Origin of the sequence: Amycolatopsis lurida, assembly GCF_900105055.1 — a bacterium.
Taxonomy (GTDB): domain Bacteria; phylum Actinomycetota; class Actinomycetes; order Mycobacteriales; family Pseudonocardiaceae; genus Amycolatopsis; species Amycolatopsis lurida.
This window is the reverse complement of the sequence record NZ_FNTA01000004.1, coordinates 4,877,720-4,901,963: the sequence shown is the minus strand read 5'-3', so window position 1 is coordinate 4,901,963 and position 24,244 is coordinate 4,877,720. Positions and strand designations below refer to the sequence as shown.

The following is a 24,244-nucleotide window of genomic DNA, read 5'->3' as shown; positions in this document are numbered from 1 at the left end:
CGCGTATTTCCACCTTCCGTTACCGGGATGTGGCCCCTCCCACCCGGCCCAGGGAAACCCTTCCGGGGGAGGCCACGGCCTGTCTCCGGACAGGGCGGTAGCGTGGTGGCTCTTCCTGTCCCGACCCCCGACACGAACTGCGGTGAACCCGACCAATGAGCGGCAACCGGCCGGAAGCCACTGGTAACCCCCTCGCGCACGCCGTGAAGCTCGCCCGCGAGACCGTCCCGCCGATGCACCCGGCCGGCAGGCCGTTCGTGTTCGGTGGTCTCGCCGCGACACTGGTGCTGCGGAGGTTCTCCAAGCCCCTCGGCGTCCTCGGCGCGCTCGCGACGGCCGCCACGGCCGCGTTCTTCCGCGAGCCGAAGCGCGTCCCGCCCGCCCGGTCCGGCCTCGCGGTCGCGTCGGCGGACGGTCTGGTCTCGTTGATCGAGGAGGCCGTGCCGCCGCCCGAGCTGGGGCTGCCCGCCGAACCGCGGATGCGGGTGAGCGTGTTCCTGTCGGTGTTCGACGTGCACGTCCAGCGGATCCCGGCGTCGGGTGTGATCGAGCGGGTCGCGTACCGGCCCGGGAAGTTCCTGTCCGCGGACCTGGACAAGGCGAGCGAGGACAACGAGCGCAACTCCGTGCTCATGCGCACCGAAGACGGTCACGAGCTCGTCGTGGTGCAGATCGCCGGGCTGGTGGCCCGGCGCATCCTCTGTGAGATCCGCGAGGGTGACAAGGTCGGCGTCGGCGCGACGTACGGCATCATCCGCTTCGGCTCGCGAGTCGACCTGTACCTGCCGCCGGGCAGCAAGGTTCTCGTCTCGACGGGCCAGCGCACGATCGGCGGCGAGACGCCGATCGCCGAGCTGCCCACGGCGCCGCACCCGGAAGGCTGATCCATGGTCCGCGTGACCACTCCCGGCGTGCGGCTGCTGCCGAACGCCATCACGGTGCTCGCCCTGTGCGCCGGTCTGTCGTCGGTGCAGTTCGCGCTGATCGGCAACTATCCGATGGCGATCGCGTCGATCGGGATCGCCGCGGTGCTCGACAGTCTCGACGGCCGCATCGCGCGGCTGCTGGACGCGACGTCGAAGATGGGGCAGGAGCTCGACTCGCTGTCCGACGGGATCTCGTTCGGTGTCGCGCCCGCGCTGGTGCTGTACGTCTGGCACGCGGAGGGCGAGCGGATCGGCTGGGTGGCGTCGCTGATCTTCGCGGTCTGCATGATCCTGCGGCTGGCGCGGTTCAACACGCTGATCGAGGACACCGAGCAGCCGCCGTACGCGGGCGAGTTCTTCGTCGGTGTGCCCGCGCCCGCCGGTGGCCTGCTGGCGATGCTGCCGCTGATCCTGGAACTGCAGTTCGGGCAGGGCTGGTGGTCGCACCAGTACGTGGTGTGGGTGTGGACGATCGCCGTCGCCGCGTTGCTGATCAGCCGGCTCCCGACGCTGTCGCTGAAGACGGTGAAGGCGCCACCCAAGGCGATCGCTCCGCTGCTGGTCGGGGTGAGCCTGCTGGCCGCCGCGATCATCCAGTTCCCGCTGGTGGCGCTGGCGATCGCGCTGATCCTGTACCTGGCGCACATCCCGTACTCGGTGTACCGGCAACGATGGCTGGCGAGCCACCCCGAGGCGTGGATGGCGCCGCCGCGGGAACGACGCGCGATCCGGCGGCGTTCGAGCCGCCGTCGTCTCGGCCTTCGCCCGCCGCTGCGGCGGGTGGTGGCCGGCGCCGCTCAGCGGGTCCGGCTCCAGCGGGGCGAACAGCACGTCGCGCGTACTCCGCGCACCCTCAGCACCGAGAAGGACCGCGACAACGGCCGAGGCCCGCGACGCCGCTCGTGGCGCCGGATCGGCCTCCGGAAGCGCTGACCCGGCCAGGACCTCGAGGCAGGCGCTTGGGGCTGGTCCAGGTGCGATCGCACCGGCGAAGTAGTGAGTTCCGCGAAGAACAACCCGGCCACCCAGCGCGTCTTCTCCCCCGCCGCCCGGCGACCCGCCGGGCAGAACCTGTCCTTCGACCGGTGGGAGCACGCCGCGTGGATAGGGTGGCGGGGTGAGCGCACCCCAGATCACGCTGACCGTCCGGCACACCCCGTCCGCCCTGGACTCCCGCCGTGGCGTCGTCCGGCTGCACCCCGAAGTCCTCGACGCGCTCGGCCTGATGGCCTGGGACGCCGTCCGCGTCACCGGCGCGCGCGTCAGTTCGGCGCTGGCCGCCCCGTCGGACACGGAGGGGATCCCGGGGGTGATCCTCCTCGACGACGTCACGATGTCGAACCTCGGCGTGACCGAGGGAGCGGAGGTGGTCGTCGCGCCGGCGGAGGTGTCGGCCGCGAGGACGGTCACCGTGTCGGGTTCGAGGATGGCGAGCGTGTCGCTCTCCCCGCACACCCTGCGGCTCGCCCTGATCGGCAAGGTGCTGACCGTCGGCGACGCCGTTTCCCTGCTCCCCCAGGATCTCGCGCCCGCGCCGGGCTCCGACGTCTCCGCGGTCCGCGGCCAGTTGTCCCGCGCCATCGGCATGACGTGGACGAACGAGCTGCTCACCGTCACCGCCACCGAGCCGTCGGGACCGGTCGCCGTCGGACCGTCCACTGTGGTCAGCTGGCGTAACGGCGCCCGCACCGGCGAGGCCGCGCCCGCCGCCGCCCCGGCCCGCGCCGGGACGACGCTGGTGCGCAGCACGCCCGCCACGCCACACGAGGATTTCATCGACGCCGAGATCGTCGAGGACGAGCGGATCGACGAGGTCACCGAGGAATCCGTGCCGCCGTTGTCGGACCTCGCCGGGTCCGAAACGGCCGCGCGCAAGCTCGCCGAGTGGTTCGACCTGGCCTTCCACCGCCCGGAGCTGCTGGCGAAACTCGGGACGTCGGCGCATCTCGGCGTCCTGCTGTCCGGGCCGGAAGGCGTCGGGAAGGCGACGCTGGTCCGCGCCGTGGCGCAGGCCGAGAAGGTGCGGGTGGTGTCGCTCGCGGCGCCGAACATCGCCGTCCTCGAACCGAACGTCGCCGCCGCGCGCCTCCGTGAGGCGATCGAGCAGGCCACCCGCGACGAAGACCCCGCTGTCCTGCTGCTCACCGACATCGACGCGCTGCTGCCCGCGTCCCAGCCGCCGCCGCTCGCGACGGTCGTCCTCGATGACCTGCGTAAAGCCTTGCGCAACAAGGGTTTCGCCGTCGTCGCCACCACCGGGCGGGCCGAGTCCACCGATCCGCGGCTGCGTGCCGCCGACCTGCTCGACCGCGAACTCGGCCTGCCGCTCCCGGACTCGAAGACCCGCACGGAACTGCTGCGCGTGCTCCTGCGCGAAGCCCCGCTGGAGTCCGGCGTCGACGTCGGCCCGATCGCCGAGCGCACTCCCGGCTTCGTGGCCGCGGACCTCATCGCGCTCCGCCGCGACGCCGCCCTCCGCGCCGCGCTGCGGCAACGCGAAGCCGACGAACCCCGGATCTCCCAGCAGGACCTGCTCGACGCGCTGACCACCGTCCGTCCCATTTCGATGTCCACTTCGGACAATCTCGCGACCGGCGGGCTGACACTGGACGACGTCGGGAACATGACCGACGTCAAGCAGTCGCTCACCGAGGCGGTGCTGTGGCCGCTGCGCTACCCGGACTCGTTCGCCCGCCTCGGCGTCGATCCGCCGCGCGGCGTGCTCCTGTACGGGCCGCCCGGCGGCGGCAAGACCTTCCTGGTCCGCGCGCTCGCGGGCACAGGCGCGCTGAACGTCTTCGCGGTCAAGGGCGCCGAGCTGATGGACAAATGGGTCGGCGAGTCCGAGCGTGCCGTGCGGGAACTCTTCCGCCGCGCCGCCGAGGCCGCGCCCTCGCTGATCTTCCTCGACGAGATCGACGCGCTCGCCCCGCGCCGCGGCCAGTCTTCGGACTCCGGCGTGTCGGACCGCGTCGTCGCGGCCCTGCTGACCGAATTGGACGGTGTCGAACCGATGCGCGAGGTCGTCGTCCTCGGTGCGACGAACCGGCCGGAACTGGTCGACCCGGCCCTGCTGCGGCCGGGGCGGCTGGAGCGCCGTGTCTACGTCCCGCCGCCGGACGCGCACGCGCGCGAGGCGATCCTGGCCGCCAGCGCCAAGAACACGCCGCTCGCGTCCGATGTGGACCTCGCCGCCTATGCGGCCACTTTGGACGGTTATTCGGCGGCGGACTGCGCGGCCCTGATCCGGGAGGCCGCGCTGACCGCGATGCGCGAATCGCTGGAGGCGAAGGAGGTCACCGCCGAGCATCTGACGAAGGCGGCCCAGGCCGTGCGTCCGTCGCTCGACCCGGCCCAGCTCGCGGCACTGGAGGCGTACGCGCAGACCCAGGTCTGAAGTACGTGAAAGGGCCCTCTTCCTCGCGAGGAAGAGGGCCCTTTCACAGGTCGGCTAGGAGCCGTCCTTGTCGTTGGTCTTGTAGTCCTTGGTGAGGATGACGATCACGCCGGGGCCGATGTTCTCGATCTCCTTGAACCGGGGCTCGGCGCGGAAACCGAACTCCAGCGCCAGCGCCTTCGCGGCCGCTTCCTCGTCGGTGCCCGGCCGGTAGTAGGCCACGGTCTCGGGGAGCCTGCCCGGATATCCCTTGACCTCGGAGACGTTCCAGCCCGAGGCGCGGAAATCGTTCGCGGCCTGCTCGGCGAGCCCCTGGATCGTGCTGTTGTTGTAGACGCGCACCGTCACCCACTTGTGCGACGCCTGCTGGTCACCGCCGGGCTGCCCCGGACCGGGCTGGCCGGGCTGCCCCGTCTGCCCCGGCTGGCTCGCCGGCGGCGCGGAACTCGCGGGCGCGCTCGACGGCGGCGCCGACGACGCGGGCGGCGTGCTGGCGGAGGGCGAACCCGGTGCAGGAGACGAGGGCTGCGTCGCACCGTCCGAGGTCGTGGGCGTGCTGCCGGGCGGCGTCGCGGTGTCCGAATCACCGCCGCCACTGGTCAGAGTGATGCCGCCGATCACGGCGGCGATCACGGCGACACCGACCAAGGCCAGTCCGGCGGCCTTCATCGGCCGGGACAGACCCGAAAACAGACTCATGAGAGATCGATCCCCAGTCGCCGGGCCGCGCGATTGCGCTGCCGGGCCGCTCGCGTCTTTCGCAGGCGCTTCACCAGCATCGGATCGGCCTGCATGGCTTCGGTCTTCTCGAGCAGCCGGTTCAGCAACTGGTAGTAGCGCGTCGACGACATAGAGAAGCGTTCGCGGATGGCCTGTTCCTTCGCGCCGGCGTACTTCCACCACTGACGTTCGAACGCGAGCATGTCGAGCTCGCGCTCGCTGAGGCCGTTCACGGTCTCCGACGGGGACGGCTGGTCGGGCTCAGCCATCGACTCCGCGGCGTCCATCCGACTCCTCGCAATCAGGTCAGTGCTCGGCGGGCGTGAAACCACAGGCTTGTCATTCCGCGGCGCCATTAGACCACGGATGCGGCGCCCGGCCTCGGTAACGGCGTCGGCGCGTCATGGGTAAGGGTGTACCAGAAGGGTCCGACTAAACTGCGCGCGTGACCGTCCATCCCATCGTGATCGCCGGCGAGCCCGTGCTGCACAACCCGACTCGGGAGATCACCGAGTTCGACGACAAGCTGCGCACGCTCATCGACGACATGTTCGAGACCATGTACGCCGCCGAAGGGGTGGGCCTCGCGGCCAACCAGATCGGCCTCGACCTGCGCGTGTTCGTCTACGACTGCCCCGACGACGAGGGCACGCGCCACAAGGGCGTCGTGGTGAACCCGAAGCTCGAGACGTCGGAGATCCCGGAGACGATGCCGGATCCGGACGACGACTGGGAAGGCTGTCTCTCGGCGCCCGGCGAGTCGTACCCGACCGGCCGCGCTTCGTGGGCGAAGGTGACCGGCTTCGACGTCGACGGTAATCCGATCGAGGTCGAAGGAACCGGATACTTCGCACGCTGCCTGCAGCACGAGACCGATCACCTGGACGGCTTCATCTACCTCGACCGGCTGGTCGGGCGCCACGCCCGTGCAGCGAAGAAGATGCTCAAGGCGAACAAATGGGGCGTTCCGGGCAATTCGTGGCTGCCGGAGGCTCAGCCCTCGGACGACTGACCTCGTGAGTGGTAAGGACGGTTAGAACCGTCCTTACCACTCACGAGACGTGAGGGTCAGCAGCCCAGGAAGTGGCACCGCACCACCCGCGGCTGTTCGATCACCTTCCCCGCCTGTACCGACCACGCGAGCCGGAGGTACTGCGCGTGCGTCCAGGCCAGCGGCGTCGCGGACGCGGTCGGAGTGCCGGCCGGGAAGCCTGGCTGCCCCGAAGGCGCGTTCTCGTCCCAGACCTGCTCCGGCATCGTGTCCCCGGAGCTGCTGACGCGCCCCAGGTCGCGAAGGCGCTTCGCCGCCGTACCCCGGTCACCGTTGGCGAGGTCGTACTCGCCGCGTTCACCCGCGAGCAGCGGCCACAGCCGCCCGAAAGTGGTCCGGCTTTCCGCCGGGAACGTGTAGTCCCACGGAGACCCATCGGCCTTCTCGCCGTAGCCGTCTTTCGTGTACCGGTGCCAGAACTGACCCGTCGGGGTGGTGAACGCGATGCCGGCGTCGGTGACCTTGACGCTGTTCCTGATCAGCGGATCGTCGGCGCGGTAGATGCCCAGCCTCACCAGTTCGAGGAACCCGGCGTCGGTCACGGCACGCTGGTCCATGGTCACGCTGGAGTTGCCCAGGTTGTACTTCGTGCCGTTGTTCGCGTCGCCGTCCTTGGTCAGCCGGACGAAGTACGGGTCCTTCGACAGCGGGCCGTTCGTGGTCACCGTCCACTGGGCGAGCTTCGCCTTGAACGCGTCGGCTGTGTCGAGGTAGCGCTTCGCGTCGGCGGCGGCGCCGTTCGCCTTGGCGATGTCGGCAGCGCAGACCAGCCCGGCGATCACCGCGGCGATCGTCGAAGGCGAGTAGCCGTCCTGTTCCTCCCAGCGTTCCTGCTGGCTGTACGGCGACGCGTGTCCGTTGTCCGCCTTGTAGGACAAGAGGAATTCCGCCGCCTTGCGCACACCCGTCCAGGTCTTGGCGTCGGTGCGGCCGAGCTGCTGGGCGAGCACGATCGGCAGTGCGGTCTCGTCGAGCTGGATGGACGTCCAGTACGGCGTGCCGTCGACGTGGCTGTTCTGCGGCAGATGCCCGTCCGGCAGCTGCTGCGTCCCGAACATGTAGTCGATCGACCTGTTGGCGGCGTCGCGATCGCCGGCGGCGAGCAGGCCGGTCGCGATCTGGTAGAGGTCCCGCGGCCAGACCAGGTGATACGTGCCCGACGGCGACCATTCCGGGTCGTTGTTCCCGAACCGCCACGGCATGCTCGGCGACGCGATGAGCGCCCCCTGGTGGATCTTGTCCTCGCTCGCTGCGAGCATGAGCACGGACGCCTGGTAGAGGTCCCGTTCCCGCCCGGTCTTGAGTGACGACGGCGCGTCCTTCAACCGGCGCAGGTACTGCTTCCAGCCGCGGTCGTACGCGCGGGCGGCGTCGGCGAATCCGCGCCGTAGCGAGGCTTTCGCGTTAGTGAGCGCGTCGGAGTCCTTCGCGCCCATGCCGAGCGAAAGCGTGAAGTCCCGTGAGCGGACACCGTCGGCGGAGGTCTGCCCGGTGATCAGCACGTTGCCCTTGGCCGCGGTCCCGTAATCCTTGAGGGCGAAGGATTTCGTCAGCTGTGTTATGCCGTCGGAGGAACCCGCGTAACCCACGGATGTGCGCGAGAACGCCGGTTCCGCCGCCAGCGCGGCCGAGGTCTTGGCGTCGGAAGAGACCGCGTTCACCCCATCGGTGCGTGCGGAGTCGTCGGAACCCTCGTTCGTGAGATCGGGATCCGCGACCGCGTACACCTGATACGGGCGGCCGGTCAGCGAAACGAAGTCGACGTCGATCAGCACGCTCGCGCGCGCCGGGTCGGTGACGTAGGTCTTGCGGAGCTTCCAGCGGCGCCGGTCGTCGGTGATCGTCTGTTCGTAGGTGAGGCCGCCGGTGCGGCGCACCTGCTGCGCCTTGGCCGACGAATCGACGGTGGCGAAGCTCGTCCCGTCGGTGACGACGAGGTCGAGCGCCCGGACGCTCGGCGTGGAGAGATCCGGGTAGTAGACCTCCGACATCCGGCCACCTTGGAGGGTGAACCAGACGTTGCTCGCCCGTTCGCGGGCGGTGCCGAAGCCGGTCTTGTCCGCCGGGAGCCAGCTCGGATGGGCGCCGGGCGCTCCTGGCGCCTCACCGCCCTGTGCCGCGGCCACCGCCGGGACCAGCCCCGCGATCAGCACTCCTGCCAGCACCGGGAGCACGAGTTTTCGCATATCCACCCCAGACTTCTGTAACGGTGCAGAACCCCCGGGATTCTGTCGTGAATCACCGGCGCGCACATGCTCCAAACCGGTGAACCGCTAACGCTGTCGACATGTCGGCCCGGAAATCGCGTTGCTCGTGGCGGCCCTCGTCCCCGACGATCGGGGAATGCCGAACCTGCCGGCGTTCATCCCCGCCGCGTTCCTCATGGCGATGGTCCCCGGCCCCGCGACGGTGATGCTGATCAAGCAGTCGGCGAAGGGGTCGCGCCGCAACGCGTTCGCCACCGTCGCGGGGATCGAGGCGGGCGTCGCGTTCTGGGGACTCGCGGCGGTGTTCGGCCTCACCGCGCTCCTCATCGCCTCCCAGGTCGCCTACGACGTCTTGCGGATCGCGGGCGCGGTCTTCCTGATCTACCTCGGCGTCAAAGCGCTCTTCTTCCGCAAGGGCGCCGACGAGGTCGCCGAGCCCGCCGGGCGCGGCTTCCGCTCCGGCTTCCTGATCAACGTGAGCAACCCCAAGGCGGGCGTGTTCGCCATCTCGTTCCTCCCCCAGTTCGTGCCCGCCGACGACGGGCCGTGGTCGCTGCTGCTGTGCGTCGCGGTGTGGATCGCCGTCGACATCGTCTGGTACTCGTCGCTCGCCTTGCTGGTCACACGCCTGGGTGAGTGGCTGCGCCGCGATCGCGTCAAGCTGTGGCTGGAGAGCACGTCCGGCGGCGTTCTGGTCGGCTTCGGAGTGACCGTCGCCTTGGAGGGTTGATTGTCCGCGCCCCGGCGTGGCATGGTCGGGGCACAACCAAACAACCGCGGGAGCTCGCGCCATGGCGGGCTGAGAGGGCGGCTGGAGTCTTTCTAGGGGACCCGGCGCCGCCGACCGCATGAACCTGACCGGGTAATGCCGGCGTAGGGAGTGAACGTCGTTGACGACGCTTGAGAATGCCCAGGGCATCACGCCGACCGTGACCACCGGGCCGATCACCGGTTCCCGCAAGGTCTATCACCAGACGGAGTCCGGTCTCCGGGTCCCCGCGCGGCGGATCGACCTTTCGAACGGCGAGCATTTCGACGTTTACGACACCTCCGGCCCGTACACCGACGACGACGCGCAGATCGATGTCCACAGTGGACTTCATCGGCTGCGCGCGGGCTGGGCCGACGGTCGTGAGCACAACACCCAGCTCGGCTGGGCGAAACAGGGCGTCATCACCCGCGAGATGGAGTACGTCGCGGCACGCGAGCGCTGCTCGCCGGAATTCGTGCGGGACGAGGTCGCGCGCGGCCGCGCGGTGATCCCCGCCAACCGCAAGCACCCGGAGACCGAGCCGATGATCATCGGCAAGAAGTTCCTGGTGAAGATCAACGCCAACATGGGCAACTCGGCCGTCTGGTCCTCCGTGGAGGAGGAGGTCGACAAGATGGTGTGGGCCACCCGCTGGGGCGCCGACACGATCATGGACCTCTCCACCGGCAAGCGGATCCACGAGACACGCGAGTGGATCATCCGCAACTCGCCGGTGCCGGTCGGCACCGTGCCGATCTACCAGGCGCTGGAGAAGGTCAACGGGGAGCCGGAAAAGCTGTCGTGGGAGGTCTACCGCGACACGATCATCGAGCAGTGCGAACAGGGCGTCGACTACGTCACCGTGCACGCCGGGGTGCTGCTGCGCTACATCCCGCTGACCGCGCGCCGGGTCACCGGGATCGTCTCGCGCGGCGGCTCCATCATGGCGGCTTGGTGCCTCGCGCACCACAAGGAATCGTTCTTGTACACCAATTTCGCCGAACTCTGCGAGATCCTGCGCGAGTACGACGTCACGTTCTCGCTCGGTGACGGCCTGCGGCCCGGCTCGATCGCCGACGCCAACGACCGCGCGCAGTTCGCCGAACTCGAGACGCTGGGCGAGCTCACGCACATCGCCCGCGAGCACGACGTCCAGGTGATGATCGAGGGCCCCGGCCACGTGCCGATGCACAAGATCAAGGAGAACGTCGAGCTCGAGGAGAAGCTGACCGGCGAAGCGCCGTTCTACACCCTCGGCCCGCTCGCGACCGACATCGCGCCGGCGTACGACCACATCACCTCGGCCATCGGCGCGGCGCAGATCGGCTGGTACGGCACGGCGATGCTCTGCTACGTCACGCCGAAGGAGCACCTCGGCCTGCCGAACCGCGACGACGTGAAGACCGGCGTCATCACCTACAAGATCGCCGCGCACGCCGCCGACCTCGCCAAGGGGCACCAGTACGCGCAGGAGTGGGACGACGAACTTTCCAAGGCCCGCTTCGAATTCCGGTGGAACGACCAGTTCAACCTGTCGCTGGACCCGGACACCGCCCGCGCGTACCACGACGAGACCCTGCCCGCGGAACCGGCGAAGACGGCGCACTTCTGCTCGATGTGCGGGCCGAAGTTCTGCTCGATGCGCATCACCCAGGACGTCCGCAAGTACGCCGAGGAACACGGACTGTCCACTGTGGAGGCCATCGAGGCCGGCATGGAGGAGAAGTCGAACGAGTTCGCCGAGCAGGGCAACAAGGTCTACCTGCCGGTGGTCAATCAGTGACACGCGCCGACGTACTCCCTCCCGCGGAGGCGCCGTGAACACAGCGCCCAGGACCGCCCTCACCATCGCCGGATCGGATTCCGGTGGTGGTGCGGGCATCCAGGCCGACCTGCGCACCTTCTTCGCCAACGGGGTGCACGGGATGGTCGCGCTCACCGCGGTCACCGTGCAGAACTCGCTGGGCGTGCAGGGTTTCAGCGAGATCCCGGTCGACGTCGTCACCGGGCAGATCAAGGCCGTCGCCACGGACATGGGCGTCGACGCGGCGAAGACCGGCATGCTCGCGACGGCCGAGATCATCAACGCCGTCGCGAAGACGCTCGACGAAGTCCATATCGGACGCTCGTCGGACACGCCGTTCGTCGTGGACCCCGTCGCCGCTTCGATGACCGGGCACGCGTTGCTGCGTGAGGAGGCGCTTGAGGCGATCCGCACCGAGCTCTTCCCACGCGCCACGCTGATCACGCCGAACCTCGACGAGGTGCGGCTGCTGACCGGCGTAGACGTGACCGGGCCGTCGACCCAGCGCGAGGCGGCGGAGGCGTTGCTGGAGTTCGGTTCGGAGTGGGTGCTGGTGAAGGGCGGGCACCTCGACGCGGCCCAGGACTGCGTGGATCTCTTGTCCGACGGCGAATCCTGGGTTGAGCTGCGCGGCCCGCGCTTCGACACCCGGAACACCCACGGCGGCGGGGACACGATGGCTTCGGCGATCACGTCTTCGCTGGCGAAGGGGGCGAACGTGCCGACGGCCGTCGCCGAGGGGAAGCGGTTCATCGAGCGGTGTGTGGCGGAGTCGTATCCGCTGGGGGCCGGGGTCGGCCCCGTTTCGCCGTTTTGGACGCTGCGGTAGGCGCCGGACTCCACCTCGCGTAGTCCGTATGCTCATTTGGCCAGGTCCGCGCGGAGGGTCGTGAGTGATAAGGAGCGTTAGAACGACACTTACCACTCACGACCCCGCCCGCCGCGCCGATCTCTACGACGAGCCCATTCCTCCGACGCGGCACCTTTGACTTACCCTCACGAGGCTTTACCGGGCGCTGAGGCGAGGAGCGTCCACCGCCCAGTACCAGTTGTTCCCCGCCGCGTAGAGCCGCCAGGTCAGCTTCACCGACCGAGCCCCGTCGGGCACCTTGACCGAAGCCGACGTCGGCACCGAAAGCACGTCGCCACCCTTGTTCGCCGTACCGGATTCCGGCCCGTAGGCCAGCACGTTCTGCTCGGGACCACCGTCGAACGACGCCGTCAGCGCACCGCGCTGCGTCCCGTCCTGCCGGTAGTGCGAAACGAACGAGACATCCACAGTGGACTTCCCGGAAACGTCGAGCGAAGGCGACACCAGAGAGGAGTCGAAGGTGCCGCGCGAAGAGGGCGAGCCCTTGTCGTCCCACTCGTCCGGATCCGCGACCGCGAAGACGCCACGCGCGCGGGCGTTCGCCTCGCGCTGCTGGCCAGGGGCGGTGCGCGTCCAGAAGTCGTCGGTGGTGAAGGACCAGCCCTGCCACTCCGTCACCCCGGCGGGCATGCCGGACGCGTTCCGCACGCTCCAGCCGCCGGGCGCGTCGTGCGTCCAGCCGAGGACTCCCGCCGGGACACCGGTTTCATCCTGCCGTGCCTTCAGAACGGCCGTGTCGAAGACATCCGAGGGCGCGGCGCCGAGCGCGTAGCCGTCGTAGACCGCCGGAGCCGCGATGCCGAGGTGCCGCAACACCGTCGGCGCGATGTCGACGATCTTCGGTGCCACGGCGGGGGTTCCGGCCGGGACCGCGCCACCGGCGGCGATCACGAACGTCATCCGCTCCTCAGGCGTGTCACCACCGTGGCCGCCCGACGGCGTGTGGCCGTGGTCCGACGAGATCATGATCAGCCAGTCTTCGTTCGCGCGGTCCGCGCGGGCGTCGACGGCGGCGAGCAGGCGGCCGATCAGCGCGTCGTCGGTGCGCAAGCTGGCTTCGTACTGCGGGGAATCCGCGCCATGGTCGTGGCCGGCGATGTCCGTCTGTCCGAAGTAGACGAACGAGGCGTCGGCCTTGTCCTGCTTGAGGTGTTTCTCCGCGTCGACGGCGACCTGCTCGTCGGTCTTCTCGTAGCCGGCGCTGTCGCCGTTCAGGACGAACTTGCGGTCCTGGCCGGTGCGCAGGATCCGGTCGCCGATCGGCGTCCAGTCGACGGCCGCGTATGTGTCGAGCGCCGGGTTCGCGGTTTCGGCGCGGGCGAGCCAGCTCGGATGCGAGGCGAGATCGTTGCCCGAGAAAGAGTTGTCCTTCACCTTGTGCTTGTCCGGCCAGACACCGGTGAGGATGGTGGACCAGCCGGGACCGCTCACCGTCGGCGCCATCCCGCTGCCGTACAGCGAACTGCGCGAGGCGTACCCACGCTCCACGAGCGCGTGGACGTTCGGGGTGTCGGCGGCCATCAGCTTGTCGAACCGGGCGCCGTCCAGGCCGATGACCAGCACCTTCGGCGTCTTGGCCGCGGCGACGGCGACACCGGACGTCAGCCCGGCGACGGCCACCAAGACCGACAGGAGGGAAAGCGTTCTGCGCACGAAAGCCTCCAGGTAACTTGTTCGAACCAATTGTTCGTCAAGTTAGTGCGCCGAACTGTCTTCCCGATGAAGTCCGCGTGCCGCCGCGGAGGACTTCAGCCGACGGGCTCCATCACCCGCGAGTCGTACTCCTTCCGCGACTCCAGGATCCCGTCGAAGTTCGCGACCGACCATTCACTGACCGCCATGAGCAGCGCGCCCGCGCCGGCGCCGCGTTCGGTCAGCGCGTACTCGACGGTCGGCGGCGTGGTCGGGAAGACCGTGCGCGTGACCAGGCCGTCGCGTTCGAAGGCGCGCAGATTCTGCGTCAGCATCTTCTGGCTGATCCCGCCGACGGCGCGGCGCAGCTCACCGAACCGGTGCGGCCGCCGCGACAGCGCGCCGAGCACGAGCGCGGTCCACTTGTTGGCGAGCAGATCGAGGACGTCTCGGCACGGGCAGTTCCGCAGGTAGATGTCCCACGGGGATTCCGGCACTTCACAGGTGGTTTCCATCAGGTACCTAGTTTACCTTTAAGTGCCTTCTAGCGAAAAGAGACCAAGCGTCCGAGCATGGAAAGCACCAACAACGAAGGAGCTTTCGATGCGCGTCGTGACCCAGCAGCGGCTTGGTAGCCCGGAAGTGCTGGAGGTGACCGAAACCGATCGGCCGTCCCCCGCCCCGACGGAGGTGCTCGTGCGCGTGCGCGCGGCCGGGATCAACCCGGTCGACTGGAAGACCCGGGCCTACGGCGTCTTCATGGGCGAGCCGCCGTTCGTCCTCGGCTGGGACGTCTCCGGGGTGGTGGAGGAGCTCGGTGTCGGCACCACGCGGTTCGCCGTCGGCGACGAGGTCCTCGGCTTCCCGTGGTTCCCGCGGCAGGCCGGCGGTTACGGCGAGTACGTGACGGCGCCCGCCCGCCAGTTCGTGCGCAAACCCGCGAGCCTCACCCACGAGCAGGCCGCCGGGTTGCCGCTCGCCGGGCTCACCGCCTGGCAGGGCCTGGTGGACATCGCCGGCGTCCAGCCTGGACAGCGTGTGCTGATCGACGCTGCCGCGGGCGGTGTCGGACACCTCGCCGTGCAGGTGGCGAAGGCGCGCGGCGCGTACGTCCTGGGCACGGCGAGCGCCGGGAAGCACGAATTCCTCCGCGAACTCGGTGTCGACGAGCCGATCGACTACCGCGACGAGACCGCGACCGCGTCCGAGGTGGACGTCGTGTTCGGGCTGGTCGGCGAGCAGAGCGACCTGCGCTGGCTGGACGCGGTGAAACCGGGCGGCCTGCTGATCGCGGTTCCCGGCGGCGCGAGCGAGGCTGTCATCGCGAAGGCCGAGAAGCTCGGTGTGCGGACGTCGGGGATGCTCGCCGAACCGGACGAAATCGGTCTCCTGGCGCTGACCGGCCTGATCGAGAAGGGTGAACTGCGCGTCCACATCGACCAGACCTTTCCCCTTGAAGACGTCGCGAAGGCGCATGAAGTCGGCGAAGGCGGCAGGGTCACCGGGAAGCTCGTCCTGACCCTCTGAGAACGCGCGTGGAAAATGAACCCATGAGCGAGAACCCGAGCCCGCCGTCGGCGCTGACCATCGCGGGGTCCGACTCCGGCGGCGCCGCCGGCCTTCAGGCGGACCTGCGCACGTTCCTCACCTGTGGCGTGCACGGCCTGGTCGCGGTCACCGCCGTGACCGTCCAGAACACCCTCGGCGTCCACGACCGCACCGACATCCCGGCGAGCATCGTCGCCGGGCAGATCGAGGCCGTCGCGGCCGACATGGGCGTCAACGCGGCGAAGACCGGCATGCTCGCTTCGGCCGAGATCATCCACGCCGTCGCCGCCGCGTGTGACAAGGCCGAGATCGGCCGCGACAGCAAGGTGCCGTTCGTGGTCGACCCGGTCGCGGCGTCGATGCACGGGCATCCGCTGTTCGACGAGGCTGGGCTGGTGGCGCTGCGCGACGAACTCCTGCCGCGCGCGACCGTCCTCACGCCGAACCTCGACGAGGTCCGCCTGCTCACCGGGATGACCGTCACCACCCGCGAACAGATGCATCAGGCGGCCGTCGTCCTGCACCGGCTCGGGCCGAAGTACGTGCTCGTCAAGAGCGGTCACCTCGTCTCCGACCCGGAATGCGTCGACGTGCTCTTCGACGGCTCCACGTTCGTCGAACTGCCGGGCGAGCGGTTCGCCACGCAGCACACGCACGGCGCCGGGGACACGATGGCGTCGGCGCTGACGGCCGGTCTCGCGAAGGGCATGTCCGTCGTGGAGGCCGCCCGCTACGGCAAGTGGTTCGTTTCACACGCGGTCGAAAACGCCTACCCGATGGGCGCGAAGGTCGGTCCGGTTTCGGCGTTCTGGCGGCTTGCGCCCGAGCACTGAGCACCCGCCCGGTTACGATCTGCGCCGTGACGGGACGCGAGACGGTGGCCAGGGTCGTCGAAGACCGCCGCTTCCAGAACTTCATCATCGCGGTGATCGTCTTCAACGCCGTCACGCTCGGCCTGGAGACCTCGACCAGGATGGTCGCGGAACACGGGACGCTGCTGCACACGGTCGACTACATCGCGCTCGGGATCTTCGTCCTCGAACTCGGCGCGAAGCTCTACGCCTATCGCGGAAGGTTCTTCCGAGACCCGTGGAACATCTTCGACCTGATCGTCGTCGGGATCGCGGTGGTCCCGACGACCGGCCCGTTCGCGGTGCTGCGGGCGTTGCGGGTCCTGCGGGTGCTGCGGCTGATCTCGGTCGTGCCGTCGATGCGGAAGGTCGTCACCGGCCTGCTCGCGGCGATCCCCGGCATGGCGTCGATCGCCGCGCTCCTCGCGCTGATCATCTTCGTCGCGGGCGTGATGGCGACGAAACTGTTCGGCGCGATCTCGCCGGAGAACTTCGGCGACCTGGGCACTTCGCTGTTCACGCTGTTCCAGGTGATGACCGGCGAGGCTTGGCCGGACATCGCCAAGGAGGTCATGAAGGAAGCGCCCATGGCCTGGGTGTTCTTCGTGGTCTACATCCTCGTGTCCAGCTTCGCGGTGCTGAACCTCTTCATCGCCGTGGTGGTCAGCGGGATGGAGGACGAGCTTCGCCAGGACATCCGCGAGGAAGAAGCCAAGCAGGCCGAAACCCAGGCCGTGGCGAACAAGGAGATTCTCGACGAGCTTCGCGCCCTTCGCGCCGAAGTCAGCGCTCTTCGTCGGCAATAAGCGCTTCAAGCGCCGGGAGGGCCGCCGCCAGGGCCGCTTGGTGCTCCGGGCTCAGCCGTTCGAGGCGTTTGCCCAGCTCATTCACCCGCGTCGACCGGACACCGGAAACCAGCCTCGCGCCTTCTTCGGTGGCCTCCGCGAGCCAGGCACGCCTGTCGATCGGGTCCGATTCACGGCTGACGTAGCCCGCCTCGACCAGCGAAGCGACGATCCGCGACATGGTGGCCGCGGCGACGCCTTCCTTGGCCGCGAGATCACCCAGGCGGAGCTGGCCGTAGTGCACGAGCGTGGCGAGCGCCGAGATCGCGCCGTGGCCGGGCCCGGGTACGCCTGCCTGGCGCAGTGACCGGGACAGCCTGCCCACCGCCAGGAACAACCTGCCCGAAACGTCCTGGACCGCTGACGTGGTCACCACTGGCTCCTCTGGGTACACGGCGGCGGGTGCGCCTCCGGAAAGGTGCCGTCAACCATACGGGCTCCCGGTGCGAACTCGCCGTCAAGGCCGTGAACCGTACAAAAGGGTTACCGGGGCGGGCTCGACGCGTGCGCCCAGAACCGCTGCGGGATCCGCCCCGCACCGGCCGCCAGCCGCCCGGCGGTGACGGCGGCCCGCATCGCCGACGCCATCCGTTCCGGGTCCGCGGCCCTGGTCACGGCGGTGGAAAGCAGGACCGCGTCGCAGCCGAGCTCCATCGCCAGTGCCGCGTCGGAAGCCGTGCCGATCCCGGCGTCGAGGATCACCGGCACCCCCGCGCGGGACACGATCAGCTCGATGTTGTGCGGGTTCCGGATGCCGAGACCGGTGCCGATGGGCGCGCCGAGCGGCATCACCGCCGCGCAGCCCGCCTCCTCCAGCCGCAGCGCCAGCACCGGGTCGTCGTTGGTGTACACGAGCACGGTGAAGCCGTCCGCGGCGAGCTGTTCGGCCGCTTCGAGGGTCTCGAACGGGTCCGGCAGCAGGGTGCGGTCGTCGGCGTGGACCTCCAGTTTGACGAGGTCGGTCTCGAGCGCTTCGCGGGCGAGCCGCGCGGTGAGGACCGCTTCGGCGGCCGTCCGGCAACCGGCGGTGTTGGGCAGCAGGCGGATACCGAGGCGGCGGAGCAGTTCGAGGACGCCGGAGCCGCCTTCGGCGTCGGCCTTGCGCATCGCGACGGTGGTCAGTTCCGTCCCGGACGCGACCAGCGCGCGTTCCAGCACGGCGAGGTTGCCCGCGCCGCCGGTGCCGATGATCAACCGCGACGAGAGCTTGTGCTCGCCGATGACGAGTTCGTCACCGTTCATGTCAGCCTCCTTGCACAGCGGTCAGGATGTCGACGCTGGCGCCCTTGCGCACCACCGCTTCCGGCCATTCGCCACGCCGGACGACCACGCCGTCCACCGCGACCGCGACCCCCTGTGTCGCCGTGCCCAGCGCCTCCAGCACGCCCTCGACGGTGGTGCCGTCGGGGAATTCGCGCCACTGGCCGTTGACCTGGATCTCCATCACACCCGCTCCTCGCTTCGCCGCGACGGCGTGGCCGCCGCGACCTCGTCCGGCAACGGCGCTCCGTCCAGCCAGGCGACCGCGGCGTCCGCGGTGACCGGGGCCATCAGGAGACCGTTGCGATGGTGACCTGTCGCGGCGAAGACACCTTCGCCCAGTTCACCGATGAAGGGCATCGTGTCGACACTCGCCGCGCGAAGCCCGGCAGCGGTCTCGACGAGTTCGTATTCGGTGAGGCCCGGGAAGACGCGCTCCGCGCCTTCGAGCAGCTCACGCACGCCTCGGACGGTGACGGTCTCGTCGAAACCGGCCTCGTACTGGGTCGCGCCGAGCACGAGCTGACCGTCGTCGCGAGGGACGAGGTAGATCGGGCGGCCTTCGACCATCGCGCGGACGGTGCGTTTCGGGGGCGGCAGGCACCCCCGTCGCGGCCGGAGGCGGAGGATCTCGCCCTTGAGGGGGCGGACGGCGCCGTCGAGCGCGGGATGCAGCCGTCCGGTCCAGGCGCCCGCGGCGAGGACGACGTCGCCCAGCCCGCTGAGGTCCGTGATGGTCTGCCGGCGGAATTCGACGCCGTGCGCGCGGCAGGCGTGTTCGAGCGCGTGCAGCAGCCTTCTGTTGTCCACGGCCAGATCCCCGGGCACCAGGAGTCCACTTCGGACGGATCCGGCGAGACCGGGCTCGGCGTGGCGGGCCTCGCGACCGGTCAGCCGCTCGACCTCGCGGCCGAGCTCGGCCAGGTACGCGGCGAGCATTTCGAGGTTGCCCGCGTCGGCGCTGTCCAGCGCGACGACGAGCGTGCCGTGCGGCGAAAGCCCCGGGTCGATGCCCTCTTCGGCCAGGTCACGGGCGAAATCCGGCCAGCGCCGCAAGGACGCTTCGCCGAGCGCGAGGACGTCTTCCTCGCCGGGCCAGGCCTCGGTGACCGGCGCGAGCATGCCGCCCGCGAGCCACGACGCGCCGCGCCCCGGATCGGGGTCGTACACGGTGACGCGATGGCCGCGCGCGGACGCGCGCCAAGCGACCGAGAGGCCGATGACCCCGCCGCCGACAACCGAAAGTTCCTTCATGGAATCACGCTCCCTGCGCCGGCATGACCCGGATCAGGTTCCACGGTCGGAGCGGTCCCGGCTCCCTCTCAGCCCGTCCTCGGGCTCCCGTGCGGACCACCCCACCGTAGCGCGCGAGTACCGTCGCCGCCATGCCCACCCTGTCTGGTTCGCTGATCCGCGCCCGGCTCGCGGACGCCCGCCTGTACCTCTGCACCGACGCCCGGTCCGGCCGCGGCGATCTCGCCGAATTCGCCGACGCCGCGCTGGCGGGCGGGGTCGACATCATCCAGCTGAGGGACAAGACCGGCGGTGCCCCGATCGAGGCGAAACACGAGATCGCCGCCCTGGAAGTGCTGGCCGAGGCGTGCGAGAAGCACGACAAGCTGCTGGCGGTGAACGACCGCGCGGACGTCGCGCTCGGGGTCGGCGCGCACGTGCTCCACCTTGGCCAGGACGACATCCCGGTGTCGCTGGCGCGCCGGGTGCTCGGGGACGACGTGGTGATCGGCCGGTCCACCCATTCGGCCGAACAAGCCACTGCCGCCGCCGAAGAGCCCGGCGTGGACTACTTCTGCACCGGCCCTTGCTGGCCGACCCCGACGAAGCCCGGCCGGTCCGCCCCGGGGCTCGACCTGGTGCGCTCCACCGCTGGCCTGGGAACGACGCGGCCGTGGTTCGCGATCGGCGGGATCGACGCCGAGCGGTTGCCCGAGGTACTGGACGCGGGCGCGTCGCGAATCGTCGTCGTCCGGGCGATCACCGAGGCCGAAGACCCCGAAGCGGCCGCACGCACCCTTCGCTCCGCCCTGCCCTGACTCACGCGATTCGGCACCTGGTTGCGATAGTCCGGAACGCGAACCATCGCAATCAGGTGCCGAATTGCGGGAAGGGAAGGGGGTCAGGGCGCGGGGGTCTTCGAGGCAGGCGGAGCCGAGGCGGTCGTCGAGGGCGCCTGGGAGGTCGACGGCGCCGTGGACTGCGTCGTCGGGGGCGCCTGCGTCGTGGTGGTGGGCGTCGTCGAGGGGGTCGGCGTGGTCGACGGCGTCTTCTCGGGCTCGTTGTCCCGTGTCTCCGAAGGGGTCGTCGCCGGCGGGGTGTCGTGCTTGTCCTGCCGCTCCTGGGCCTGGTCGCCGCCGCCGATGATCTTCCCTATGGTGGTCCCGGTTCCGCCGCCGAAAGTCTTCCCGGTCGCCCCCTCGAAACCGGTGATCGCGACGAGCGCCACCGCGAACGCCACCACGCTGACGCCGGCGATCACCGCCCAGCGCGGTTTGAACTTCCGCCCGGACGGCTCTTCCTCCTCCGCCGGGGTGAGGCGGACGGTCTCCTGCTCCGCCGGGTCGAGCACCTTGCGGCGTGCGGGAACGGTCAGCACCACTCGCGCCTTCAGCGCAGCGTCCTTCGTCCGTTGCAGCGAACGCAGGTACAGCTCGCCGCCGAGCGTCGTGATCACGCTCGCCAGCCCGGCGCCCGCCACCGTTCCGGCCACGCCGAGGGTGGAACCCAGCAGCGCCGCGGTGATCGCGGCCATCGCGGCCGCCGTCACCTGGATGATCCGGCCCTGCTTTTCGGTCTTTTCGGTTTTCTCCGTGCTCTCCTTGGTCATGATCCCGTTCTGCTGCTAGTCGGTCCTCACCCGTCCTAACGAATAAGGCGCACGGGATGCTCCCCGCGTTGCCCGCACGTGAGGAGCGCCACCCCGTCTGTCCAAAAAGGACTGTCCACGGCTCACAACTCCTTGACATAATCGGACGTATGAACCTGGTATCGATCGAGGAAATCCGCGACGCGGCAAGCCGTGTCAAAGGCGTCGCGGTGCGCACCCCGCTGCTGGAACAAGGGTGGGCGCCGTTGTGGCTCAAACCGGAAAGCCTCCAGCCGATCGGTGCCTTCAAGGTGCGCGGCGCCTACAACGCGATCGCCGCGCTGACCGAAGATCAGCGCGCCCGCGGCGTCGTCGCGTTCTCCAGCGGCAACCACGCGCAAGCGGTCGCGTACTCGGCGAAGCGATTCGGTATTCCCGCGGTGATCCTCATTCCGGACGTCGCCCCGCGCGCCAAGGTCGAAGCCACCAAGGCGCTCGGCGCCGAAGTCATCGAGGTCCCCATCGACGCGCAGGAGTCCTCCGCGCTCGCCGTCGCCGAGGAACGGGGGCTCACCATGATCCCGCCGTTCGACCACCGCGACGTCATCGCCGGGCAGGGCACCGTCGGCCTGGAGATCGCCGAAGACCTGCCGGACGCCGGCGTCGTGCTCGTGCCGCTCAGCGGCGGCGGGCTGGCTTCGGGCGTCGGCACGGCGATCAAGGCCCTCCTGCCGGACGCGAAGGTCATCGGCGTCGAGCCGGAGCTGGCGGGCGACACCGCCGAGGGCCTGCGCGCGGGCAGGCGGATCGAGTGGCCGATGGACCTACGGGCGCGCACCAGCGCCGACGGCCTGCGCGCCCAGCCGTCGGACCTGACCTTCGCCCACCTCCAGGCGGTGCTCGACGACGTCATCACCGTTTCGGAGGAGGAGATCCGGGAGGCCGTCCGGACGCTGGCGCATCGGGCCCGTCTGGTCGCCGAGCCGAGCGGCGCCACCGCGACCGCCGCGTTCCTCTCCCACCACGATGCGCTACCAGCGGGCAAGGTCGTTTCGGTCGTTTCGGGCGGCAACCTGGACCCGGCGACCCTGGCCGGCCTCTTGGCGTAACTCGCGTGACTGGGGCCGTATCTCGCGTGATTGGAGGCGTAACTCGTGAGTTACGCCTTCAATCACGCGTGTGTCGGCCGGGGCGGACGTGGGTCGGGGGTGAGTCGACGCCGCAATGGAGGCATTCGCCGGGGTGCGGCGACTCCTCGGCGGTGTCGTCGGAAGGTGTGTCGAGAACGCCGTTGTGGATGCCGAGCGCGATCAGCCCGCCGCCGATCGCCAGCGCCGCGCACACCAGCAACGCCGTCCGCCAGCCCGCGGTCAGCGCCACCGGATCGGTGTAGGCGGCACCGGACAGCCCGGCGACGGCGGGCAGGACGGCGATCGCGAGCAGGCCACCCGACCGGGCGATGGCGTTGTTGACCCCGGAGGCGACGCCGGCGTACCGGTCCGGCGCGGCGGCCAGCACCGTCGCGGTCACCGGCGCGACGACCGTCGCCAGCCCGGCGCCGAAGACGACGACGGCGGGAAGCACCGACCCCAGGTACGAGGACCCCGGCCCGACACGCATCAGCAGGAGCATGCCGACGCCGACCAGGATCGGGCCGGCGACCAGTTGCGCACGCGGCCCGATCTTCTGCGCGAGCGCGCCGGACCGGCCGGAGAACAGCAGCATGATGACGGTGATCGGCAGCCCGGCGAGCCCGGCCGCGGTCGGCGAGTAGCCCAGCGACACCTGCAGCTGCAGGACCATCAGCATCATCACGCCGCCGAGCGCCGCGTAGACGACGAAGGTCAGCGCGTTGGCGAGGCTGAACGTCCGGTCGCGGAACAGTTTCGGCGGCACCAGCGGGTCGGCCGAGCGGTGCTGGATCATCAGGAACGATCCGAGCCCCGCGACGCCGAGCACGATGGCGACCAGGACGACGACGTCACCGATACCGCGTCCGGGTGCCTCGACCAGCGCGCCGGTCAGCCCGGCGAGCCCGATCGCACCGACGGCGGCCGCGAGGAAGTCGGGATGCCCGGTCGCCTCCTCGTCGCGGGACTCGGGCACGTAGCGCCGGGCGAGCAGGACGCAGACCGCGGCGAGCGGCAGGTTGATCAGAAACGCCAGCCGCCATGACCACACCTGCACGAGGACACCGCCGAGCAACGGGCCGATCGCCGCCGCGATGCCGCCGAGCCCGGACCAGGCACCGATCGCACGGGCCCGGTCCTCATGGGTGAAGGACGCTTGGAGGATCGCGAGCGAGCCGGGCGTGAGCAAAGCTCCCCCGATCCCCTGGAGGATCCGGGTCGCGACGAGCAGCTCGGTGGTCGTCGCGGCGGCGCACAGCCCGGAGGCGACGCCGAACCAGACGACGCCGACGATGAACATGCGGCGGCGGCCGTAGCGGTCGCCGAGGGATCCGGCGACGAGGATCAGGGCGGCGAGCGCGAGCAGATAGCCGTCGAGGATCCATTGAAGGCCCGCGACGGACGCACCGAGTTCGTCGCCGATCCTCGGGAGCGCGACGTTGATGATCGTCCCGTCGAGCATCGCCATGCCCGAGCCCACGATCGTCGTGGCGAGCACGCCGCGCGCCACCGGCGTCCCCCATCGAATTCCCGCCGCCGTGTCAGTCATGGGACGACTGAATCACGACGACCGGGACCGGGCCACCGCGAAATCGGCGGTAATTCCGGGAAAGCGATCTCTCCCGGAATTACCTGACTCGTCAGGGAAGCAGCGTGGTGACGAATTTGTAACGGTCACCCCGGTAGATCGCGCGCGCGAACTCGACCGGTTTTCCGTCGGTGGCGAAGGAATGCCTCGAAAGGAGCAACATCGGCATTCCGACGTCGGCGCCGAGCATCTCCGCCTCGTGCGGCCCGGCAAGGGCGGTCTCGATCGTTTCCTCGGCCCTTTCGAGCTCGACGCCGTAGTGCTCCCTCAGTACGGCATACAGCGATCCACCTGCGGAAACGTGTTTGCGCAAACCGCGGAAGCGGCCGAGCGGGAGATGGGTGGTCTCCAGCGCCATCGGCTGCGAATCGGCCAGCCGGAGACGGCGAAGGCGAAGGATCTTCGCGCCGACGCGGATTCCGAGCAGTTTCGCCAGATCGGCTTCGACGGGCAGTTCGTCGATCTCCAGCAGCTTGGACGACGGCTTGAGCCCCTGCTTGCGCATGTCCTCGGTGTAGGACGACAACTGCAGGCGCTGCGCGAGTTTCGGCTCGGCGGCGAAGGTGCCCTTGCCCTGCACGCGGTGGAGCCTGCCCTCGGCGGTGAGGTCGGCGAGCGCCTGCCGGACGGTGGTGCGCGAAACGGTGAATTCCCCCGCCAGCGCCCGTTCCGTCGGAATCGGCGAGCCGGGCGGCAACGCGTCGAGCAGATCGAGCAGATGCTGTTTCAGCGCCCAGTACTTGGGTTCGCGCTGCCCGCGCATCCCTGCCGTAGCGCCCGCCTCACTCGCGGTGGTTGTCTCCAACATGACCGACTCCCTAAGCCTTCCCACTCAAACGCGC

At 69.7% G+C, this 24,244-nt stretch carries 24 protein-coding genes and 1 riboswitch; of the genes, 12 read left to right on the top strand and 12 right to left on the bottom strand.

Annotation, left to right across the window (positions count from 1 at the left end; translation table 11 throughout):
• Window positions 1-155: 155 nt before the first annotated feature.
• From BLW75_RS28520 to BLW75_RS28510, 3 genes are all read left to right on the top strand, one after another.
• Window positions 156-884, top strand: a complete 729-nt coding sequence (locus BLW75_RS28520) for a phosphatidylserine decarboxylase (protein ID WP_034308272.1) — start codon at window positions 156-158, stop codon at window positions 882-884.
• 3 nt (window positions 885-887) lie between these two features.
• Window positions 888-1,859 (top strand): CDP-diacylglycerol--serine O-phosphatidyltransferase, encoded by a 972-nt coding sequence (gene pssA, locus BLW75_RS28515; protein WP_034308270.1) that lies wholly within the window; start codon window positions 888-890, stop codon window positions 1,857-1,859.
• A gap of 184 nt (window positions 1,860-2,043) precedes the next feature.
• Window positions 2,044-4,323 carry an AAA family ATPase gene (locus BLW75_RS28510; protein WP_034308267.1) on the top strand — a complete coding sequence of 760 codons (2,280 nt, stop codon included), beginning with the start codon at window positions 2,044-2,046 and terminating at the stop codon, window positions 4,321-4,323.
• A gap of 54 nt (window positions 4,324-4,377) precedes the next feature.
• Here the strand turns inward: BLW75_RS28510 and BLW75_RS28505 are convergent, their stop codons facing one another.
• Window positions 4,378-5,022, bottom strand: coding sequence for a LytR C-terminal domain-containing protein (locus BLW75_RS28505; protein WP_091598491.1), 645 nt, complete (start codon window positions 5,020-5,022; stop codon window positions 4,378-4,380).
• Window positions 5,019-5,330, bottom strand: coding sequence for a DUF3263 domain-containing protein (locus BLW75_RS28500; RefSeq protein ID WP_005160574.1), 312 nt, complete (start codon window positions 5,328-5,330; stop codon window positions 5,019-5,021). The genes BLW75_RS28505 and BLW75_RS28500 overlap by 4 nt, the downstream gene beginning before the upstream one ends.
• Before the next feature lie 158 nt (window positions 5,331-5,488).
• On the opposite strand from BLW75_RS28500, the gene BLW75_RS28495 reads away from it, so the two are divergent.
• Window positions 5,489-6,055 carry a peptide deformylase gene (locus BLW75_RS28495; RefSeq protein WP_034308263.1) on the top strand — a complete coding sequence of 189 codons (567 nt, stop codon included), beginning with the start codon at window positions 5,489-5,491 and terminating at the stop codon, window positions 6,053-6,055.
• A gap of 56 nt (window positions 6,056-6,111) precedes the next feature.
• Here BLW75_RS28495 and BLW75_RS28490 read toward each other — a convergent pair whose 3' ends face one another.
• Complete coding sequence (locus BLW75_RS28490) at window positions 6,112-8,280, bottom strand: glycoside hydrolase family 15 protein (protein WP_034308261.1); 2,169 nt, start codon at window positions 8,278-8,280, stop codon at window positions 6,112-6,114.
• A 157-nt stretch (window positions 8,281-8,437) separates the two neighbouring features.
• Between BLW75_RS28490 and BLW75_RS28485 the strand changes: the two genes are divergently transcribed.
• The 3 genes from BLW75_RS28485 to thiD (BLW75_RS28475) all read left to right on the top strand — a co-directional run bounded on the left by BLW75_RS28485 (window position 8,438) and on the right by thiD (BLW75_RS28475) (window position 11,685).
• Window positions 8,438-9,031, top strand: coding sequence for a LysE family translocator (locus BLW75_RS28485; protein ID WP_034308671.1), 594 nt, complete (start codon window positions 8,438-8,440; stop codon window positions 9,029-9,031).
• Between the two features lie 160 nt (window positions 9,032-9,191).
• On the top strand, window positions 9,192-10,835 hold the full coding sequence (gene thiC, locus BLW75_RS28480) for a phosphomethylpyrimidine synthase ThiC (RefSeq protein ID WP_167373530.1): 1,644 nt from the start codon (window positions 9,192-9,194) through the stop codon (window positions 10,833-10,835).
• A 34-nt stretch (window positions 10,836-10,869) separates the two neighbouring features.
• A complete protein-coding gene (gene thiD / locus BLW75_RS28475; RefSeq protein WP_034308259.1) occupies window positions 10,870-11,685 on the top strand; it encodes a bifunctional hydroxymethylpyrimidine kinase/phosphomethylpyrimidine kinase in 816 nt (271 codons plus the stop codon).
• 177 nt (window positions 11,686-11,862) lie between these two features.
• Here the strand turns inward: thiD (BLW75_RS28475) and BLW75_RS28470 are convergent, their stop codons facing one another.
• Both BLW75_RS28470 and BLW75_RS28465 read right to left on the bottom strand, forming a co-directional pair.
• The gene (locus BLW75_RS28470) at window positions 11,863-13,380 is read right to left on the bottom strand and encodes an alkaline phosphatase family protein (protein ID WP_034308257.1); all 1,518 of its coding nucleotides are present in this window, start codon (window positions 13,378-13,380) and stop codon (window positions 11,863-11,865) included.
• Between the two features lie 95 nt (window positions 13,381-13,475).
• Window positions 13,476-13,874 carry a winged helix-turn-helix transcriptional regulator gene (locus tag BLW75_RS28465; RefSeq protein ID WP_198935690.1) on the bottom strand — a complete coding sequence of 133 codons (399 nt, stop codon included), beginning with the start codon at window positions 13,872-13,874 and terminating at the stop codon, window positions 13,476-13,478.
• A gap of 88 nt (window positions 13,875-13,962) precedes the next feature.
• Between BLW75_RS28465 and BLW75_RS28460 the strand changes: the two genes are divergently transcribed.
• Genes BLW75_RS28460 through BLW75_RS28450 form a run of 3 tightly spaced genes read left to right on the top strand, consistent with a single transcriptional unit; the run spans window position 13,963 to window position 16,564 of the window.
• On the top strand, window positions 13,963-14,886 hold the full coding sequence (locus BLW75_RS28460; RefSeq protein WP_034308255.1) for an NADP-dependent oxidoreductase: 924 nt from the start codon (window positions 13,963-13,965) through the stop codon (window positions 14,884-14,886).
• A gap of 23 nt (window positions 14,887-14,909) precedes the next feature.
• Entirely contained in the window at window positions 14,910-15,740 is an 831-nt protein-coding gene (gene thiD / locus BLW75_RS28455) for a bifunctional hydroxymethylpyrimidine kinase/phosphomethylpyrimidine kinase (RefSeq protein ID WP_034308254.1), read from the top strand.
• A gap of 26 nt (window positions 15,741-15,766) precedes the next feature.
• Complete coding sequence (locus tag BLW75_RS28450) at window positions 15,767-16,564, top strand: ion transporter (protein WP_034308252.1); 798 nt, start codon at window positions 15,767-15,769, stop codon at window positions 16,562-16,564.
• Here BLW75_RS28450 and BLW75_RS28445 read toward each other — a convergent pair.
• The 4 genes from BLW75_RS28445 to thiO form a co-directional block, all read right to left on the bottom strand.
• Window positions 16,542-16,976 (bottom strand): MarR family winged helix-turn-helix transcriptional regulator, encoded by a 435-nt coding sequence (locus BLW75_RS28445; RefSeq protein ID WP_034308250.1) that lies wholly within the window; start codon window positions 16,974-16,976, stop codon window positions 16,542-16,544. The genes BLW75_RS28450 and BLW75_RS28445 overlap by 23 nt on opposite strands.
• 110 nt (window positions 16,977-17,086) lie before the next feature.
• Window positions 17,087-17,845, bottom strand: coding sequence for a thiazole synthase (thiG, locus tag BLW75_RS28440; protein ID WP_034308247.1), 759 nt, complete (start codon window positions 17,843-17,845; stop codon window positions 17,087-17,089).
• A 1-nt stretch (window position 17,846) separates the two neighbouring features.
• Window positions 17,847-18,047, bottom strand: a complete 201-nt coding sequence (gene thiS / locus BLW75_RS28435; RefSeq protein ID WP_007033436.1) for a sulfur carrier protein ThiS — start codon at window positions 18,045-18,047, stop codon at window positions 17,847-17,849.
• On the bottom strand, window positions 18,047-19,117 hold the full coding sequence (gene thiO / locus BLW75_RS28430; protein WP_034308244.1) for a glycine oxidase ThiO: 1,071 nt from the start codon (window positions 19,115-19,117) through the stop codon (window positions 18,047-18,049). The genes thiS and thiO overlap by 1 nt, the downstream gene beginning before the upstream one ends.
• Window positions 19,111-19,218, bottom strand: a riboswitch (TPP riboswitch). It overlaps the preceding gene by 7 nt.
• Window positions 19,219-19,248: 30 nt before the next feature.
• On the opposite strand from thiO, the gene thiE reads away from it, so the two are divergent.
• Window positions 19,249-19,914, top strand: a complete 666-nt coding sequence (gene thiE, locus BLW75_RS28425) for a thiamine phosphate synthase (RefSeq protein ID WP_034308242.1) — start codon at window positions 19,249-19,251, stop codon at window positions 19,912-19,914.
• An 83-nt stretch (window positions 19,915-19,997) separates the two neighbouring features.
• On the opposite strand, the gene BLW75_RS28420 is transcribed toward thiE, so the two are convergent.
• Window positions 19,998-20,705, bottom strand: coding sequence for a hypothetical protein (locus BLW75_RS28420; protein WP_034308240.1), 708 nt, complete (start codon window positions 20,703-20,705; stop codon window positions 19,998-20,000).
• 149 nt (window positions 20,706-20,854) lie between these two features.
• Here BLW75_RS28420 and BLW75_RS28415 point away from each other — a divergent pair, with 149 nt between their 5' ends.
• A complete protein-coding gene (locus BLW75_RS28415; protein ID WP_034308238.1) occupies window positions 20,855-21,793 on the top strand; it encodes a threonine ammonia-lyase in 939 nt (312 codons plus the stop codon).
• 58 nt (window positions 21,794-21,851) lie between these two features.
• Here BLW75_RS28415 and BLW75_RS28410 read toward each other — a convergent pair whose 3' ends face one another.
• Window positions 21,852-23,363 carry an MFS transporter gene (locus BLW75_RS28410; RefSeq protein WP_034308236.1) on the bottom strand — a complete coding sequence of 504 codons (1,512 nt, stop codon included), beginning with the start codon at window positions 23,361-23,363 and terminating at the stop codon, window positions 21,852-21,854.
• Window positions 23,364-23,454: 91 nt separating this feature from the next.
• On the bottom strand, window positions 23,455-24,210 hold the full coding sequence (locus BLW75_RS28405; protein WP_005160527.1) for a GntR family transcriptional regulator: 756 nt from the start codon (window positions 24,208-24,210) through the stop codon (window positions 23,455-23,457).
• Window positions 24,211-24,244 lie beyond the last annotated feature (34 nt).